The organism is Rhodococcus sp. AD45-ID (genome assembly GCF_003023755.1).
In the GTDB taxonomy this organism is placed as follows: Bacteria; Actinomycetota; Actinomycetes; order Mycobacteriales; family Mycobacteriaceae; genus Rhodococcus_F; species Rhodococcus_F globerula.
On sequence record NZ_PYHL01000001.1, the window covers coordinates 627,004 to 645,368 of the forward strand.

The 18,365-nt window shown below is 63.1% G+C and carries 18 protein-coding genes; 15 read left to right on the forward strand and 3 right to left on the reverse strand.

Annotation, left to right across the window (positions count from 1 at the left end; all coding sequences use genetic code 11):
- The first annotated feature begins 5 nt into the window (after positions 1–5).
- The 9 genes from C7T36_RS02895 to C7T36_RS02935 all read left to right on the forward strand — a co-directional run bounded on the left by C7T36_RS02895 (position 6) and on the right by C7T36_RS02935 (position 8,926).
- Positions 6–1,487 (forward strand): condensation domain-containing protein, encoded by a 1,482-nt coding sequence (locus tag C7T36_RS02895; RefSeq protein ID WP_033231225.1) that lies wholly within the window; start codon positions 6–8, stop codon positions 1,485–1,487.
- On the forward strand, positions 1,487–2,950 hold the full coding sequence (locus C7T36_RS02900) for a condensation domain-containing protein (protein WP_045070621.1): 1,464 nt from the start codon (positions 1,487–1,489) through the stop codon (positions 2,948–2,950). The genes C7T36_RS02895 and C7T36_RS02900 overlap by 1 nt, the downstream gene beginning before the upstream one ends.
- 128 nt (positions 2,951–3,078) lie before the next feature.
- Positions 3,079–3,981: a sulfurtransferase gene (locus C7T36_RS02905; protein WP_045070622.1), complete on the forward strand. Its 903-nt coding sequence runs from the start codon at positions 3,079–3,081 to the stop codon at positions 3,979–3,981.
- The gene (locus C7T36_RS02910) at positions 3,978–4,394 is read left to right on the forward strand and encodes a SufE family protein (RefSeq protein WP_033231228.1); all 417 of its coding nucleotides are present in this window, start codon (positions 3,978–3,980) and stop codon (positions 4,392–4,394) included. The genes C7T36_RS02905 and C7T36_RS02910 overlap by 4 nt, the downstream gene beginning before the upstream one ends.
- A 10-nt stretch (positions 4,395–4,404) precedes the next feature.
- Positions 4,405–5,817 carry a condensation domain-containing protein gene (locus C7T36_RS02915; protein WP_033231229.1) on the forward strand — a complete coding sequence of 471 codons (1,413 nt, stop codon included), beginning with the start codon at positions 4,405–4,407 and terminating at the stop codon, positions 5,815–5,817.
- A gap of 140 nt (positions 5,818–5,957) precedes the next feature.
- Positions 5,958–7,754: an acetyl/propionyl/methylcrotonyl-CoA carboxylase subunit alpha gene (locus C7T36_RS02920; protein WP_033231230.1), complete on the forward strand. Its 1,797-nt coding sequence runs from the start codon at positions 5,958–5,960 to the stop codon at positions 7,752–7,754.
- Between the two features lie 80 nt (positions 7,755–7,834).
- Entirely contained in the window at positions 7,835–8,236 is a 402-nt protein-coding gene (locus tag C7T36_RS02925; RefSeq protein ID WP_045070623.1) for a DUF1707 domain-containing protein, read from the forward strand.
- Positions 8,237–8,240: 4 nt separating this feature from the next.
- Positions 8,241–8,582: a hypothetical protein gene (locus C7T36_RS02930; RefSeq protein WP_045070625.1), complete on the forward strand. Its 342-nt coding sequence runs from the start codon at positions 8,241–8,243 to the stop codon at positions 8,580–8,582.
- Complete coding sequence (locus tag C7T36_RS02935; RefSeq protein ID WP_045070628.1) at positions 8,579–8,926, forward strand: VanZ family protein; 348 nt, start codon at positions 8,579–8,581, stop codon at positions 8,924–8,926. The genes C7T36_RS02930 and C7T36_RS02935 overlap by 4 nt, the downstream gene beginning before the upstream one ends.
- 7 nt (positions 8,927–8,933) lie before the next feature.
- On the opposite strand, the gene C7T36_RS02940 is transcribed toward C7T36_RS02935, so the two are convergent.
- Positions 8,934–9,734 (reverse strand): tyrosine-protein phosphatase, encoded by an 801-nt coding sequence (locus tag C7T36_RS02940; protein WP_045071165.1) that lies wholly within the window; start codon positions 9,732–9,734, stop codon positions 8,934–8,936.
- 119 nt (positions 9,735–9,853) lie between these two features.
- On the opposite strand from C7T36_RS02940, the gene uraD reads away from it, so the two are divergent.
- Genes uraD through C7T36_RS02970 form a run of 6 tightly spaced genes read left to right on the forward strand, consistent with a single transcriptional unit; the run spans position 9,854 to position 16,498 of the window.
- Positions 9,854–10,372 carry a 2-oxo-4-hydroxy-4-carboxy-5-ureidoimidazoline decarboxylase gene (uraD, locus tag C7T36_RS02945; protein ID WP_045070631.1) on the forward strand — a complete coding sequence of 173 codons (519 nt, stop codon included), beginning with the start codon at positions 9,854–9,856 and terminating at the stop codon, positions 10,370–10,372.
- Entirely contained in the window at positions 10,369–10,698 is a 330-nt protein-coding gene (gene uraH, locus C7T36_RS02950; protein WP_045070635.1) for a hydroxyisourate hydrolase, read from the forward strand. The genes uraD and uraH overlap by 4 nt, the downstream gene beginning before the upstream one ends.
- A gap of 17 nt (positions 10,699–10,715) precedes the next feature.
- Positions 10,716–11,639, forward strand: coding sequence for a factor-independent urate hydroxylase (gene pucL / locus C7T36_RS02955; RefSeq protein ID WP_045071166.1), 924 nt, complete (start codon positions 10,716–10,718; stop codon positions 11,637–11,639).
- A complete protein-coding gene (locus C7T36_RS02960) occupies positions 11,627–12,991 on the forward strand; it encodes an 8-oxoguanine deaminase (protein WP_045070636.1) in 1,365 nt (454 codons plus the stop codon). Before pucL ends, C7T36_RS02960 begins: the two co-directional genes overlap by 13 nt.
- 7 nt (positions 12,992–12,998) lie before the next feature.
- Positions 12,999–13,805, forward strand: coding sequence for an FAD binding domain-containing protein (locus C7T36_RS02965; protein WP_045070639.1), 807 nt, complete (start codon positions 12,999–13,001; stop codon positions 13,803–13,805).
- Positions 13,802–16,498 (forward strand): molybdopterin cofactor-binding domain-containing protein, encoded by a 2,697-nt coding sequence (locus tag C7T36_RS02970; RefSeq protein ID WP_045070641.1) that lies wholly within the window; start codon positions 13,802–13,804, stop codon positions 16,496–16,498. Before C7T36_RS02965 ends, C7T36_RS02970 begins: the two co-directional genes overlap by 4 nt.
- Here the strand turns inward: C7T36_RS02970 and lat are convergent.
- A complete protein-coding gene (gene lat / locus C7T36_RS02975) occupies positions 16,488–17,819 on the reverse strand; it encodes an L-lysine 6-transaminase (RefSeq protein ID WP_045070644.1) in 1,332 nt (443 codons plus the stop codon). The two genes, C7T36_RS02970 and lat, sit on opposite strands and share 11 nt — an antisense overlap.
- Before the next feature lie 65 nt (positions 17,820–17,884).
- The gene (locus C7T36_RS02980; RefSeq protein WP_045070647.1) at positions 17,885–18,346 is read right to left on the reverse strand and encodes an Lrp/AsnC family transcriptional regulator; all 462 of its coding nucleotides are present in this window, start codon (positions 18,344–18,346) and stop codon (positions 17,885–17,887) included.
- Between the last annotated feature and the right edge of the window lie 19 nt (positions 18,347–18,365).

Sequence of the window (18,365 nt, forward strand, 5' to 3'; positions counted from 1 at the left end):
ACTCGATGGATCTGAATCTGATCACCCATTGGCGTCCACAACCCGGAAGGGTGGTCGAATGGGGGGTCACGGATGCCTGCGCCGCGAGCGCTGCCGGAGCAGAGATCAATCGGGATCTACCTCCTACAACGATGCAGGACCGTCACTTCCGACGTGCGCGGATCGCTGCTGAGAACGGTGATCCCCAATCGCCGTGGATCGGCATCGCCTTCGATTTCGACGGCCCGCTCGACCGCGCGGCGATGACGCGTGCGCTGACGAAGTACGTCCGCCGGCACGACACTCTGCACAGTTGGTTCTCGTTCGACGCTGCGATGGCCGATCCGAGCGACCCGAACTTTCCGGTGCGACGCCATGTGGTGCCGCCGGAAACCATCGATCTCACATACCGAGAAGGCCAGGAGCTGAGCGACCCGGAGGACGTCCGCGCTCTGGTCGAGCGAAAGTTTGCCACCGAGACCAGCGGATTGGGTTGGCCCGCGTTTGTCTTCGGCGCGGTGGAGCACCTCTCGCCCCAATCACCCGGCTTCACACTCTTCCACGCGATCGATCATGCGCACACCGACATGTATTCGATGGTGCTGACGTACGCGGAGCTGCGCGCGTGCTACGCCGCCGAAACGACCGGAACCGACATCGAGCTTCCAGCTGCGGGTAGTTACGCCCAGCTGGGTCGAGCCGAGCAGGAACTCTCCGCGACCTTGACCATGGAATCTCCCGAGGTTCACGAGTGGCTCGGCTACCTCATGCGCAGCGGTGGGTCGTTCCCGGGATTTGCCTTGCCGCTCGGTGCCGAGGACACCCCGAAACCCGCGATCGGATCGCGGTTCGAATTGGCCGACGATATCGAATGCGAGAAATTCGGGGCCGTCTGCAAGGAGAACGGATCGAATTTCATCGGTGGAATTTTCACTGCGCTCGCTATTACCGAATTCGAATTGGCCGGCCGCGACAAGTTCATCGCGCTCTCGCCGGTCAGCACTCGATCAGAAGCCGACACGTTCTCCCAAGGTTGGTACGTCAATCTCATTCCGGTCGGAATCGACATCGGGGAGCAACAGACGTTCACGCAATTGGCCGAGATCGGCCAGCAGGCGTATCACCGGGGCAAGTCACTCCTGCACGTATCGGTGCAACAAGTGATCGACGTCGTGCTCGCCGCCATGGGTGAAGCGGGAGCGTCGACCGGAATTACGAAGACATTGACGCCGCCCCCCATCGTCTCCTACATCGACGGCCGCCGCACGCCTGGATCGGAAACCTACGTCGAGACCAATGCCACCGGCATTGTCGGCGGTAAGGAAACGCAGATCGCCTCCATGTGGATCAATCGGGTGCAGACCGGTACCTGGATGGCGATTTCCCATCCCGACACACCGACCGCGCACGAGTCGGTCACCCGTTTCGCGAAGCACCTGGCGAACGTCATCACAACTGTTGCCACCCAGGGTGATTACTCGATTTCACGCGCGTCGGGTGTCGCCTGATGCATGTGACATCGATCGACCGTTACGGCCTCGAACCCGGCGTCGTCACCGAATGGTCGCTGCAGCCGGCTGACGACGCTGTCACCGAATCCGCGATTCCGCCGTCCTACAATCAGCATTTCCACCTCGAGACGGCGCGCACCCATGGCGTCGGCCGAAGCGTCTGGATGGCAGCAGCTTTCGATCTCCCCGGCCAATTGAACCGTCCGGCACTGGATCTGGCTCTGCGACTGTTCATCAGTCGCCACGACACGTTGCACACCGGCTTCGAGGTCGGCGAGTTCGGTGCGGTTCGGATGGATCTGGACCATGCGACCGCAACTATCGTCACGTCGGAACCGATGACCACGGCCACCACTGCGGAACTGCGCAGCCATCTCAAGAAGCGGTTCACCGAGGTCTGCGATCCCTTGACGTTCCCCGCGTACACCTTCGCGACGGTGGAGCGCGCCGAGCACTACACAGTCCTGAGCGCATTCGACCACACATTGGTGGACGGCTATTCACTGGTCATCGCACTCGGTGAGCTCCGTCAGATCTACGAGGGCTTGAACGCGCTCCCCGCGCTCGACGACGCGAGTGCTGTTGCCGACGTGATGAGCCACCTGGGTGATCCGGGCAGCTTCGTGCGCTACTGCGAACTGGAAGCCGACGGGCTCGTTCCCATCGAGAACGATCCCCGCTTGCGAGAGTGGGAGCGGTTCTACGAAATCTGTGGCGGCACGTCGCCGAGTTTCCCCCTCGATCTCGGTGTGGAGGCCGGACATCCGGCGCCGCAAGGAGCGGACGTGCGGGTTCTCCTCGATGCCGAACGGACAGCGGAATTCGACTCGATCTGCACCGCGGCAGGTGGCAGTGTCTTCACCGGAGTTCTCACGGCGATGGGAATGACCACGGAATCAACTACCGGGAAATCCACACTGCCACTGCAGTTTCCGTTGCACATCCGTAAGGACCCCCGCTGGGCGGACGCAATCGGGTGGCTCACCACGAGCGCGCCGATCACCGTGCGGGTCACCCCGGACGGTGATTTCGGGGCGTCGCTGGCACATACGCACGCGTCGTTCCGGGTGGCACTGACACTCGAAGGTCTCACGATGGCACAAGTTCGTGATGCGTTGGGCGAGAAGATCCGTCGCACTCGCACTGATGTCTTCATGGTCTCGTACATCGACTACCGCAGGCTTCCAGGCACCGACGATCACGACGAACTCAACGCTCACCACATCAGCAACGTCACCGTGGCCGACGACGCACAGTTCTGGATTTCACGGACAAACCGCGGCTTGTCACTGCGATCGAGGTTCCCGGACACCGACGTAGCGAACGTCACGATGGTGAACTTCCTCACCGAACTGGACCGGATACTCCATGACATCTGCAAGCGCGGCGTGACGCCGATCGGAAGTCTGACCGAACAATTGAGGGATTCGGCGATCGGAGCAGGAACACCGCTGATCTAGCCCGACCTGGTTCGGGGCAGCGGGAGCGGGAGCCCTCGCACGCATTCGAGCGACTCCCACGCGGGGAGCGCCTAGAATCGTTGGAGTCCGTCTATCGACCCGATCGATTCGCCTTACAGGAGCCACCCGTGCCCGTTGCCCCCGATCCTTTACCCGCGTTTGCCGAGTTCAGTAATCCCGACCGGTTGGTCTCTACTGAATGGCTGTCGGCGAATATCGGTGCGCCGGGACTGAAGGTGGTCGAATCCGACGAGGACGTTCTGCTGTACGACATCGGGCACATCCCCGGTGCCGTCAAGATCGACTGGCACCTCGACCTCAACGATCGGGTCACCCGCGATTACATCGACGGCGAGGCCTTTGCCGACCTGATGAACCGCAAGGGCATCAGCCGCGACGACACCGTTGTCATCTACGGCGACAAGAGCAACTGGTGGGCGGCATACGCTCTGTGGGTGTTCACCCTGTTCGGACACGAGGACGTCCGTCTGCTCGACGGCGGCCGCGACGCGTGGATTGCGGAGAACCGCGACACCTCGTTCGACGTCCCGTTTGCCACGTCCACCGGTTACCCGGTGACCGCGCGTAACGACGCTCCCATCCGCGCCTTCAAGGACGACGTCCTGGCGCATCTCGGCGGCGGACCGCTGATCGACGTGCGGTCACCGCAGGAGTACACCGGCGAGCGCACCCACATGCCCGATTACCCAGAGGAAGGCGCGCTGCGCGGAGGTCACATCCCCAGCGCCCGGAGCATTCCGTGGGCCAAGGCCGCCGCCCCTGACAGCCGTTTCCGCACGCGCGCAGAACTCGACGAGATCTACGGTGACCTGTCGCGCGAAGACAAGATCGTTGCGTACTGCCGTATCGGTGAGCGCTCGAGCCACACGTGGTTTGTCCTCACACACCTCCTCGGGTACCCCGACGTCCGCAACTACGACGGTTCGTGGACCGAGTGGGGCAATGCCGTGCGCGTTCCGATCGCTGTCGGCGAAGAACCCGGAGACGTTCCCGCCGGAGCATCGGCATGAGCGAATTACCTGAGCCACTGGCGGAGATAGTCGACGACTTCGCAGCCGTCGGCACCTCCGACAAGCTCACTCTCCTTCTCGAGTTCAGTCGCGAGTTGCCGCCGCTACCCGCCGAGCTCGAACAAGACGCCATGGAACCAGTTCCGGAATGTCAGTCGCCGCTGTTCCTTTCGGTGGACGATGCCGATCGTGACAAGGTCCGGCTGTATTTCAGCGCGCCCGCAGAAGCCCCGACCACTCGTGGCTTTGCCTCCATCCTGGCGCAGGGCCTCGACGGTCAGAGCGCGGACGCGATTCTTGCGGTTCCCGACGATTTCTACTCGGCGCTCGGTCTCGCGGAAGCGGTCAGTCCCCTTCGTCTGCGCGGCATGTCCGCGATGCTCGCCCGTATCAAGCGTCGTTTGCGGGGCTGAGTACAAGAACATGGAATTCACCGAACTTGCCGACTACGCGATTCCCAGTGGATCGCTCGTCGAATGGCTTCCGTGCGCAACCGGTCAATGGACGCCTGATCCGCGCCCGGCGTCGTACATCCACGAGGCGCACCTGCAGCGCTCGTCCGCGGGCGCGGGCGGGCAGTCCTGGCTCGGAACGGCGTTCGAGATCCCCGGACCACTCGATCTCGAGGCTTTCCGAATTACCTTGCAGCAGTGGATCGATCGGCACGAAGTTCTTCGCTCGCACACGTCACTCGATACCGAGTCGGGTGAGATCATTCGGCATACGGTTCCCGTGAACGGAATCGACATCGGCGTTGTCGATCACGGATACAACTCGCCGAGCCAGGTCAACTTCGAGCACCTGCACCGCCTGTTCGACGAGTTTGCGTCACCGCACAGTTGGCCGTCGTACGTGTTTGCGACCCTCACACCTCGAACCGACGACGGCCCCTTCACAGTGTTCTTCGCGGCCGATCACTCGATCATCGACGGTTTTTCCATCGTCCTGATCGCACACGAGATCGCGTCGCTGTATCGCGAGAATCTGACGGGCCAGCCTGCCAACTTGTTCCCGGTCGGCAGCTACGTCGATTTCGGGGCACAGGAACGCCAGCAGATGGCCGATCAAGACGCCGAGGACGCCGCTCTCGACGTCTGGCGAGAGGCCATGGAAGACGGCGGACTCCCCCAGTTTCCACTGCCTATCGGCGATCGGGGTCCGGAGTCCCAGAACGGGCTGTCGACGTGGCTTCTCGACACCGATCAGTCGAAGGCGTTCAGCGCCAAGTGCGCCGCGAGCGGGGTCGGCTACTTCGCGGGACTGCTCGGCCGCCTTGCCGCCGTCGGACATGACGTCGCCGGGGTCGATCATTTCCGGGTCGTGACGCCGATCCACACTCGCACCGCTCAGGAATGGGCCGGCGCGCTCGGGTGGTTCGTCGGTTTGTGTCCACTGGACATCCCGATTGATTCCGACCGCTCCTTCGACACTCTCGCCGAGCGGGCTGCCACATCGATGTCCATGCGCAAACCGGCGGCAGCGATACCGTTCGATCGCATCGGAGAGAAACTCGGAACTCCGATCCGGCCTCGATTTGTGGTGTCCTACATGGATGTTCGATTTGTCCCGGAAGCAGCACAGTGGCCGGAATGGAAGGCACGCGCGCTGCGCAGCAAGGCATACACCCATGACGTCTACCTCTGGATCAATCGAACACCACAGGGTCTCAATCTGGCTGTGCGCTATCCCAACAACGACACCGCAAACTCGTCGGTGCACAAGTATGTGGCGGCGTTCCGTCGAGCGATCGAAGAAACGGTCGTCGGCAACGAAGAGAAGAACCCGACAAACGACGCTCCCGGCTACTCGTCGGTAGCTTTGCAAACCGTTTCGTGAGCACGGCCCAGGTAGACCGATCCGGTTACAACCTGCATCGAAGCGATGAATACACTCCGAAGCGATGCCAGTAAAACTCCGACGGTGACTGCTCCGTCAGTGCACCGAGGAGACAGATAATGCGAACTACAGGAGGCTCAGTGCCCAGTCATGCCAGCGCGCACATTACGAAGGTGCTTGTCGCAAACCGCGGTGAGATCGCGGTGCGGGTCATTCGGGCAGCCAAGGACGCCGGCTACGGCAGCGTCGCTGTCTACGCCGAACCCGATGCCGACGCACAGTTCGTGAAGCTCGCAGACGAGGCGTTTGCCCTCGGTGGACAGACCTCCGCCGAGTCCTACCTCGTATTCGACAAGATTCTCGACGCAGCCCGTAAGTCCGGCGCCGACGCCATTCACCCGGGCTACGGCTTCCTCTCCGAGAACGCCGACTTCGCCCAGGCCGTCATCGACGCGAACCTGATCTGGATCGGTCCATCACCGCAGTCCATCCGCGACCTCGGCGACAAGGTCACCGCTCGTCACATCGCCGAGCGCGCCAAGGCTCCGATGGCAGCCGGCACCAAGGACCCCGTCAAGGGTGCCGACGAGGTCGTCGCGTTCGCCAAGGAATTCGGTGTACCGGTTGCCATCAAGGCAGCATTCGGCGGCGGTGGACGCGGCATGAAGGTCGCCCAGACCATCGAGGAAATCCCCGAGCTGTTCGAATCCGCTACCCGTGAGGCCATCGCCGCCTTCGGTCGCGGCGAGTGCTTCGTCGAGCAGTACCTCGACAAGGCGCGCCACGTCGAAGCTCAGGTCATCGCCGACCAGCACGGCAACGTTGTTGTTGCCGGTACCCGCGACTGCTCGCTGCAGCGTCGTTTCCAGAAGCTCGTCGAAGAGGCTCCGGCCCCCTTCCTGACGGACGACCAGCGCGCACGCATCCACGCGTCCGCCAAGGCGATTTGCAAGGAAGCCGGCTACTACGGCGCCGGAACGGTCGAGTACCTCGTTCAGGGCGACACCATCTCCTTCCTCGAGGTCAACACCCGCCTGCAGGTCGAGCACCCTGTCACGGAAGAGACCGCAGGCATCGACCTGGTGCGTCAGCAGTTCCTCATCGCCAACGGTGAAGAGCTCTCCATCAAGGAAGATCCCACCCCGCGTGGACACTCCTTCGAGTTCCGCATCAACGGCGAAGACGCCGGCCGCGGCTTCATGCCCGCCCCCGGCCCCGTTTCCGTCTACCGTGAGCCCTCGGGCCCCGGCGTCCGCGTCGATTCCGGTGTTGTTGCCGGCGACGTCATCGGCGGCCAGTTCGACTCCATGCTCGCCAAGCTCATCGTCACCGGCGCCAACCGCGAAGAAGCCCTCCAGCGTGCTTCTCGCGCTCTGGCCGAGTTCGAGATCGACGGCCTCGCGACCGTCCTCCCGTTCCACCGCCACATCGTCGAGAACCCGGCATTCGTCGGCAACGGCGAGAAGTTCGACATCTACACCAAGTGGATCGAAACCGACTGGGAAAACACCATCGAGCCGTACGCCGGTTCCGGTGCACCGGTCGACGACGAGGACGAGGCTCTGCCGCGTCAGAACGTTGTCGTCGAGGTCGGTGGACGTCGTGTCGAGGTTTCCCTCCCGGGTCAGTTCTCGCTCGGCAACGGCGGCGGCGCAGCATCCGGTGCCATCCGCAAGAAGCCGAAGGCACGCAAGCGCGGCGGCGCGGGCGGCGGCGCAGCATCCGGTGACGCCGTCACCGCTCCGATGCAGGGCACCGTCGTCAAGGTTGCCGTCACCGAGGGCCAGGAAGTCGCCGAAGGCGACCTCATCGCTGTCCTCGAGGCCATGAAGATGGAAAACCCTGTCAACGCGCACAAGGCCGGCATCGTCACCGGACTGTCCGTCGAGGCCGGCGCAGCCATCACTCAGGGCACGGTTCTGGCAGAACTTAAGTAAGGGGCCTCCGGCCCGTGTGCGCCTTTCCGGTAGTTCCCACTACCGGAAAGGCGCACAGTCGTTTGAGTAGGCTGTCACTCATGGCTGATGTTCCCGACATTCGTATCGGCACTGCTGAACGTGAGCAGGCATTGACGGCACTGACCGAGCATTTTGCAGCCGGTCGCCTCACTGTCTCGGAGTTCGACGAGCGCAGTGGAATCGTCACGGCTGCAACAACTCGCAGTGAACTCGCTCCGGTTTTCAAGGATCTTCCCGATCCCGTTCCATCTCCCGCCGCCACATCAGCTTCGGTTCCAGCGCGGAAGTTCGACCCCGACTGGTCCGGTCGCATCATGGCGGTCATCCCGATTCTTGCCCTCATCCTCTTCTTCGTCACCGGTACGTGGCTGTGGTTCCTCGCCATACCGCTGGCCGGCGCGCTGCTGTTCGGGACGGACAAAGAACGCAAGAAGAAACGTCGCGACGACAGGAGTTCCTGAATTCATGGACCCGATAGAGATCAATGCGGGCGCGTGGTATCTGCGAGCGTTGCGCGCGGACGAACGCGTCGACGACCGACCGGCGCTTGCCGACGGAGGGATCAGCGACCCCGGTTACGTAGATCTCCGGACATCTCAGTGGGCCGAGAACACCGTCTACTCGTGGGCTGTGTGCCAACCGAATACCGGTGAACTTCTGGCGGAGGTTCTGCTGACGCCCCGCGGCGCCACTGCCGAACTCACCGGTTGGGCAAGATCCGGCCACGACGATGCTCTTGCTACCGCAACAGACGCGGTTTCGCGTCTTGCCGAGGGCGCCCTCGAACTCACGGTGACGCGCGGATGACGTACAACCGGTACTGGCCACTCGCCATCGCTGTGGTGATCGCACTGATCATGCTGTTCTCCCCCGGATCCACCGTTCCGTCCGGGCCGGAGAACAGCGACAAGGTCACCCACACATTGATGTTCGTGGTTCTGGCGATGACGTCGTTGCACGCCAGAATCCCCTGGTGGCTCACGGCGCTGTGGCTGATCGCCTTTGCCGCGGTGTCCGAAGTCCTGCAGGGAGTCCTGCCGATTTCCCGTTCCGGTTCGGTGTGGGACGCGGCCGCCGATCTGGTCGGTATCGCGATCGGCATCGGGATCGTCGCCGCCGTCGGATACCGGCGACGCGCCCGCGCCGTCTAACCCGCGATCAGCCGATCAGGTTGCCGCGCAACCGAGTCTGAGTGTCCTGGTCGATCTTGAGCCCGTCGGTGAAGTACGCCTCGATGGAACCGTGCACCGATTCCAGTTCGGCAAGCGATGCCTCCAGGTACTCGGGCCGTACGCCCAGAACGCCTTCGAGTAGCGTCGGATCCCCTCCCGTGGCGGCAAATTTCTCGAAGAGCGGCGCGAACAGCGGGAGCAGGACCGTGTTCGTCAGCAGGTAGTCCTCGAACACCGCGTCCTTCGACGCACCGAGGAAGAGCAACAGCGCCGCCGCGGCCCATCCCGTCCGGTCTTTACCCGTCGTGCAGTGAATGAGTGCCGGCGCACTGGTTGGCTCTGCGAGATCGAGGAACAACTGGCGGTACGACGCCACCGCGCTGGGCAGGGTCACAAAATCGCGGTAGCTGCCTTGGAAGTACTCGAGCGCCTGCCCGCTTCCCAGCAACTCTGACGCGGCCCGGGGATCGGCGATCATTTGTTGCATCTGGGCCGGGATAGCTCGATACTGCTTGTCCGCCAATACGTCCAGTCCGAGTTCCCGGATTCCGGCCGGGGTCCGGTCCGGTGCTGTTTCGCGCTCGGAGGCGGTTCGCAGGTCGTAGATCGTGGTGACGGCCAAGTCGGCCAGCGTCTGCTCGCCTTCTTTGCTGAGCGACGCTAGATCGGTGGAGCGGTACACCGCGCCGGTTCGCACCGAACCGCCGAATCGGGACTCCGGTCCCCCGATATCACGCAGGTTCGCGAGCGAAGGAACAACGGAAGACAGCTTCGGATTGTCAGTCATACCTACGAACATAGGCGATGACACCCTCACGACTTATGACACTCGCGACAATTGCGACGTACGATCGCCCGTAATTGCTGCGCTACATTTCCGAAACATGTTCGGATAATGCTGTGGACATGCCTACAACGAATTCCAGCGGTCTCGATGCGTTCAACGCACTCGCAGACCAATCGGTGCGCAAGGCTCTGCTCGACTGTTGCCACTCCGACGCCTGGGCGAACTCGCTCGCGGCGGCACGGCCCTTCGCGAGCCTCGACGCTCTGCTGGACAGCGCGGATTCCGTGCTGCGCGACCTACCCGAATCCGAGATCGACAAAGCCCTCGCGGGGCACCCGCGTATCGGTGAGCGCACCGAGAACGCGTCGTCGAGTCGCGAACAGGCCGCGGTATCCACGGCCGGCGCCGACGTCCTCGAGCAGTTGCGCATCAAGAACGCCGAGTACGAGGACAAGTTCTCGCACGTCTACCTCGTCTGTGCAAGCGGTCGGTCGGCCACCGAGCTCCTCGACATCCTCCAGAAGCGACTGGAAAACGATCCGGAGTCCGAACGCCGCGTGCTACGAATCGAGTTGGCCGCTATCAATCGCATCAGACTCACCCGTCTGATCGACTCGTTGTCCGGAGATGATGCATGAGCAAGGTACTGAGTACACACGTCCTCGATGCGACAACCGGCAACCCGGCCGAAGGTGTCCACGTCCAGCTCTGCGAGCCGGACGGTTCGCAGATTTCTCAGGCCCACACCGATTCCGACGGCCGGGTCGCCGAACTTGCCCCAGACGGCCTGACTTCCGGAACCTACCGCCTGATCTTCGACACCGGAACATATTTCGAGTCGATCCAGCAGGAAACCTTCTACCCGGAAGTGACAGTGACCTTCCGGATAGACGACACGAGCCGTGGCTATCACGTCCCGCTGTTGCTGTCCCCCTTTGCCTATTCCACCTATCGCGGGAGCTGAGAACCACTGTGAACACCATCAACACCACCACCGCACCGCTCTCCGGGACCATCGAACTCACCGGGCACCAGTACGGCAAGGCCGAGAATCGTGTTGTCCGGATCTACCGCGACACACCGCGCCACGAGATTCACGACATCAACGTCTCCACTTGTCTGCGAGGCGATTTCGCCGATGCCTACCTCACCGGCGATCAGTCGAAGGTGCTACCCACCGACACTCAGAAGCAGACCGCGTACGCCTACGCCAAGGAAAAAGGCCTGATCTCGATCGAGTCGTACGGTCTCGAACTCGCATCGCATTTTGTCGACGACATCGAACCGGTGACGGGCGCACGGATCGAGATCGAGGAGTACGCCTGGGAGCGCGCGGTGGTCGACGGCGCCGAGCACGATCACACCTGGATTCGCAAGGGTCAGGAAGTGCGAACCGCGTCGATCACGCACGACGACACCGGAACCTGGGTGATCGGCGGCCTGAAGGACCTGGTTCTGCTCAAGTCCACCGGCAGTGAGTTCTCCGGGTTCCTCCAGGATCCGTACACCGTCCTCGAACCGACGCAGGACCGCGTCATGGCCACCACACTGGTGGCGCAATGGCGATTCACCACCACAGACGTCGACTGGGAATCGGTGTACGTGGCCATCAAGGCACAGATCGTGAGGCAATTCGCGACGGTGCACTCACTTGCGTTGCAGCAGACCTTGTTCCAGATCGGCAAGGCGATCCTCGAGGACTTCCCGATCATCGCCGAGGTGCGGCTGTCCGCGCCCAACAAGCACCATTTCGACTACGCGCTCGGCCGTTTCGGTATCGAGAACGACAACGAGGTGTTCCATGCCGCGGATCGCCCGTACGGCCTGATCCAGGCCGCCGTCAGCCGCTCGGACGCACCGGACGCCGGCCCATCGTGGACAACCTACGCCGGATGGCTTTCGTGACCGACTTCGTCATCAGGGGCGCTCATGTCGTCACAATGGACGGCGCCCGTACCGAATTCACCGACGGGTACGTAGCAGTTACCGGGAATACGATCACGGCCGTCGGCCAAGGGCCGGCTCCGGAGTTTCCCGGGGCACGTACCATCGACGCCCCCGGTTGCCTCGTGACGCCGGGCCTGGTGAACACGCACCATCACCTGTACCAGTGGATCACTCGCGGCCTGGCTGCCGATTCGACGCTGTTCCAGTGGCTGACCACGCTGTACCCGATCTGGGCGGGGATCGACGCCGACGCAGTGCATACGGCCGCAACCGGTGGCCTCGCCGCGCTGGCGAAGACGGGATGCACCACCACCACCGATCATCACTACGTGGTCCCACGCGATGCCGGTGACGTGTTCGAAGCGGAAATCACGGCGGCAGCCCAGGTCGGCCTGCGATTCCATCCGACGCGGGGGTCGATGGACCTCGGGCAGAGTTCCGGCGGACTGCCGCCTGATCACGTCGTGGAGAAACTGGACGACATCCTCACCGGCACCGCGTCGGTCATCGACCGGTGGCACGACCCCAGCCCCGATTCGATGCTGCGGATCGCGGTGGCACCCTGCTCCCCGTTCTCGGTCACCGAGGCGTTGCTCCGTGAGTCCGCGGTTCTGGCCCGGGATTCCGGCGTCCGAATGCACACCCATTTGGCGGAGACGCTGGACGAGCAGGACTTCTGCGCAGAGCTGTTCGGCTGCACGCCGATGGAGTACATGGAGCGAGTGGGCTGGGTTGGCCCGGACGTGTGGTTCGCGCACGCCGTCCACCTCGACGATTCCGCGATCGAGACGATGGCGCGCACGGGAACCGCTGCGGCACACTGCCCTACGTCCAATGCGCGACTCGGCGCCGGGATCGCGCGCACCCGCGATCTGCTGGACGCCGGTGTCACCATCGGGCTCGGAGTCGACGGCGCGGCCAGCAACGAGGCGTGCAGTTTGGTCGAGGAGTCGCGCCACGCCCTCCTGTTCGCCCGCGCTCGCGGCGGCCCCCAGGCTTTGACGGTTCGCACCGCCCTGGAACTCGGGACCATCGGGGGTGCGAGGGTTCTCGGCCGTGAGCACGAGATCGGCTCCCTCGAAGTGGGAAAACTGGCCGACCTCGCGGTGTGGGATCTGAACACGCTCGCGCACACCGGCATCACCGACCCGGTCGCGGCGTTGGTGCTCGGCTCGACACCACCGTTGAAACTTCTGATGGTGAACGGTGCGGTTGTGGTCGCCGACGATCGGGTAACCACGATCGACGAGGACGTCGTCGCATCGGACGTTGCTCGCGCTCACCTCGACCTGGTGCGAAAGGCCGGGTGAGCCGACAGTGGATCTGCACACGGTCGATCAGGTTCTGGTGCCGGCCACTCGGACCGATCTGCCCGGTCCCTCGACCGGTGTCGGATTCATCGGAGGCGGCACTTGGCTGTATTCCGAACCTCAACCTCATCTGAGCACGCTTGTCGATCTGGCCGGCTTCGGCTGGGAGCCGCTCACAGTCACCGAACATGGCCTCGAGATTGCCGCGACCTGCACCATCGAGGAACTGTGCCGCTCCGAACTTCTGGCACAGTTCCGGGCTCAGCAGTTGTTTCGGGACTGCGCGGACGCGCTGCTTGCGTCGTGGAAAGTGTTGCGCCACGCCACCGTCGGCGGAAACATTGCTCTGTCGTTTCCCGCCGGTGCCATGACTACGATGGCCGTCACTCTCGACGGTGAATTGACCGTGTGGCGTCCGGGCAGCGGCGAATACCGTGTGGCCGTGAAAGATTTTGTGACCGGAAACGGCACCAACGCGCTGGGCGTCGGCGACATCATTCGGTGCATCACTCTCCCCACTCGGTCGCTGCTCGCCCGCACCGCATTACGCAAACTCGCTCAGACCTCACTCGGACGGTCTGCCGTTGTCGTAGCGGGCCGAAAAGACGTCGCCGGTTTCACACTCAGCGTCACGGCGGCAACGCGGCGGCCCCACGTGCTGCGATTCGACGCCCACCCGAGCGCGTCCGAGTTGGCCGACGCCCTTCGCGTGATCCCAGCCGACTGTTATTTCACGGACGTCCACGGCAGCGCACCCTGGCGTGAGTCGATGACAGCACTACTGGCCGAAGAGGTCAGGGAGGAACTCACATGAAGTACTCCGTCGACGGGGTTGCCCGCGACGACGAACCACGTCCGGGACAGTGCTTGCGGACGTTCCTGCGCGAGCACGGCGTCATGTCCGTCAAGAAGGGGTGCGACGCCGGGGATTGTGGCGCGTGTTCGGTACTGCTGGACGGCACGCCCACGCATTCGTGCATCTTCCCGGCGCACCGCATCGACGGGCACGAGATTGTGACCGCAACCGGTCTCGGCACTGAAGACGATCTTCACCCGGTGCAGCAGGCGTTTGTCGACGCCGGCGGATTTCAATGCGGATTCTGCACCGCAGGCATGGTGGTGACGGCGTCGGCGCTGACACCCGCTCAGAAGGAGAACCTGCCGGCGTCGATGAAGGGAAACCTGTGCCGCTGCACGGGGTATCGCTCGATCCGCGACGCTCTGGCGGGCGCGAAGAACGTCGAGGACGCGGATCGCTCTGTAGCTCAGGGCCGTTCCATTGCGGCCCCGGCTTCGAGTCGAATCGTCACCGGAACGGAACCCTTCACTCTGGATCTGGCCGAGGGCGACGTCCCGCCGGGCTTGGTGCATGCAGAGGTTCTCGGCAGCCCGCACCCCCACGCGTATGTCAAGGAGATCAACACTGCCGCAGCACAGTCCGCGCCCGGTGTCGTTGCCGTTCTGACCTATCTCGACAGCCCGGATGTTCTCTTCTCCACAGCGCGCCATCAGAACCGCACCGACGATCCGGACGACACCCGCATCTTCGACCGCACCGTACGTTTCGTCGGTCAGCGAGTTGCCGCTGTCATTGCAGAGACACCGCGGGACGCACGGCGCGCGCTCGCGCTGATCGAGGTCGACTACGAGGTTCGCGCAGCTGTCTTCGATCCGGAGCCCGCTCGCGCGCCCGGCGCGCCTCTTCTGCACGCGGACAAGGATATGTCCGCGCGTATCGCCGAGCCGACGCGCAATATCGTCGCCGCACTCCACGACGGAGTGGGCGACGTCGAGAAAGCCCTGAGTGCATCCGCTGCCGTTGTGGAAGGCACGTGGCAGACCGCTCGGGTTCAGCACGTTGCCATGGAGACGCACGCCGCGGTGGGATGGCTGGACTCCGGTGGCCGGCTTGTCATTCGCAGCAGCACGCAGGTGCCGTTCCTGGTTCGGGACGAGTTGGCACACATCTTCGGTCTCGCCCGCGAGGAAGTCCGCGTGTTCACCGCGCGAGTGGGTGGCGGTTTCGGCGGCAAGCAGGAAATGCTGACCGAGGATCTTGTTGCCCTTGCCATCCGGAAGACCGGCCGACCGGTGCAGTACGAGTTCAGTCGCAGCGATCAGTTCACGATGGCCCCGTCGCGGCATCCGATGCGGGTGTCGGTCCAGTTGGGCGCTGACGAGCATGGCCACCTGAATGCGCTGGCGATCGACGTCCTCTCCGACGCCGGCGCATACGGCAACCACTCGGTCGGAGTGATGTTCCACGGCTGCGCGGAATCTATTGCCGTCTACCGTTGCCCGAACAAACGCGTCGACGCCGAGGCCGTGTACACGAACAATGTGCCCTCTGGTGCGTTCCGCGGCTACGGCCTGGGGCAGATCATCTTTGCCGTCGAATCCGCGATGGATCAACTTGCTCGGAAACTCGGCGTCGACCCGTTCGAGTTCCGTCGACGCAACGTGGTGGTTCCGGGAGACGACTTCGTGGACTGGCACGTCGAGGACGGCGACCTCGAGTTCGGCAGTTACGGTCTCGATCAGTGTCTGGACCTGGTCGAGCGCGCGCTGTCGAGCGGACGAGGGCAGACGCCGCCAGACGGACCCCGGTGGAAAACGGGGCAGGGCATGGCCGTTGCGATGATCGCCACGATCCCGCCGCGCGGACATTTCGCCGACACCACGGTCACCCTCGAGGCCGACGGGCGCTATGTGGTCCGGATCGGTACCGCCGAATTCGGTAACGGGACAACAACAGTTCATCATCAGATTGCCGCCACCGAATTGCGAACCACCGTCGATCGCATCGTGATCGCTCAATCCGACACCGATATCGGTGGACACGACACCGGCGCCTTCGGTTCGGCCGGCACCGTTGTGGCGGGCAAGGCTCTCCAGATCGCGTGCGAACGCCTCCGTGATCGGATACTCGCACGAGCACAATCACTGTGCGTCGGTCCGGTCGAACTCACGACGGACGGTGTTACCACCACAACCGGCTCTGTCGGTTTCCCTGCACTCCTCGACGGCGGACCGCTCTCGGCCGACGGCCACCATGACGGCTCGCCGCGGTCGGTGGCGTTCAACGTCCACGGCTTTCGCGTCGCGGTGGATACAGCAACGGGCCGGGTCGTCATTCTGCAGTCGGTCCAGGCTGTCGACGCCGGCACGGTACTGAACCCCGCACAATTGCGTGGGCAGGTGGAAGGTGGTGTGGGACAGGCACTCGGCGCAGCGATGTTCGAGGAGATCGTCATCGAGGACGGGCATGTGGTGAATCCGCAATTGCGCAACTATCACGTTCCGCAGTTGGCGGATCTCCCGATCACGGAGGTTCTTTTTGCCGATACCTACGACAAGTTGGGACCATTCGGCGCCAAGTCCATGAGCGAAGCGCCGTTCAATCCCGTTGCCCCGGCACTGGCCAACGCTATCTTCGACGCGGTGGGTGTTCGGTGCCTCGCCACTCCGATGACGCCGGATCGGATCTGGGCCGAGCTCACGCGGTAAGTGTGTGCAGTACCCGCTCGACGGCGTCCACCGCTGCGTCCAACTCACCGGTTGTCACGGTCAGCGGTGGACGGAACCGAATTCCGCGCTGCCCGCTCGGCAGAATGAGGACATGCTCGTCCTCGCGAAGCGCGGTCACCACCCGGTCGCGTAACTCGGTGGCGCTCAGGGTGATCGCGCACATGAGGCCACGTCCGCGGGGTTCGGTGACCTCGTCGAACCTTTCGCTTGTCGCGGTCAGTCGCTGAAGTAGGTGCGCGCCGGTGAATCGAACCCGGTCGATCAACCGGTCGCGTTCGATGACCTCGAGAATGCGCCGGGCACGCACCATGTCGGTGAGATTGCCGCCCCACGTCGAGTTGATCCGCGAGCTGATGTGAAAAACGTTGTCGTGCACCTCGTCGACACGGCCGCCTGCCATGATGCCGCAGACCTGAGTCTTCTTCCCGAAGGCCACGACATCCGGTGCCAACCCCAATTGTTGGTAGGCCCAGGGCGTTCCGGTTGATCCGCACCCGGTCTGCACTTCGTCGAGAACGAACAATGCGTCGTTCTCGCGGCACAATTCCTGCATCGCCTGGAGAAACCGAGGCCGGAAATGGTGGTCACCACCCTCACCCTGGATCGGTTCGGCGATGAAACAGGCGATGTCGTGCGGATTCTCGTGAAATGCCTGCCGGGCCTGTGCCAAGGTTTCCTGCTCGACAGAGTCGATGTCGCGGCCGTCCGCGACATAGGGCGAGGTGATCCGAGGCCAGTCGAACTTGGGAAACCGGGCAACCTTTCCCGGATCGGTGTTGGTGAGCGACATCGTATAGCCACTGCGCCCGTGGAAAGCCTCGGTCAGGTGCAAGACCTTGGTCCCGAGATCCGGTGAGCGCCCCTCACTTTCGTTCCGTCGGCTCTTCCAGTCGAACGCCACCTTCAGCGCATTCTCCACAGCAAGGGCGCCGCCGTCCACAAAAAACAGATGCGGTAACGCCGGATCGCCAAGCACCCGAACGAAGGCGTCGACAAATCGTGCCATCGGCACACTGTAGATGTCGGAATTACTCGGCTTGTTTGCTGCAACCATTGCCAATTCGCGCGAGAATGCCTCGTCGTCGGCAATGTCCGGATGGTTCATTCCGAGCGCCGACGACCCGAAGAACCCGAACATGTCCAGATAGTCGACACGGGTGCGGAGATCTTGTAGATACACACCGTGCGAGCGTTCGAGATCGAGAACCAGATCGAATCCGTCCGTGAGGATACTGGCAGACAGGACCTCGAACACCGGGAAATCCGCACTGCCGTCGAAGCCTTGCGTCGCGGTACTCATACGCAAAGATTAAGTCAAAATTATTGCCATGTCGATGATTAGATGGAAAAATTACTGCAGATCGGTCATTCGTCGTAAAATGTTTGAAGAATGACCGTGCTGCGGGTGCTCACATTGGCCGCCGTTCGGATCTCCTGCAGCAACGCCTCCAACGCCCGGGGCGAGGCGACTCGAACAAGAAGTACGTAGCTTTCGGCCCCGGCTACCGAGTGACAGGACACCACTTGGGGCAAGTGCCGGAGCCTGGCCGGCGCATCGTCGGGTTGAGAAGGATCCAGAGGGGAGATCGCGACAAATGCCGACAGATTCTGACCCACAGCTTCCGGATCGATCTTGGCCGCGTACCCCCGGATCACGTTGCGCGATTCAAGCCGACGCACCCGCGACTGCACCGCCGAGATCGATAACCCCGCCTTGTCGGCAAGACTCGCCAAAGTGGCACGCCCGTCCACAACGAGCTCTCGAATCAACAACTTGTCCGTGTCGTCGACCGGAGGAATTCCGCCGTCATTCTGTTCGTCACCCACCCGCGAAGGTTAACGTAAC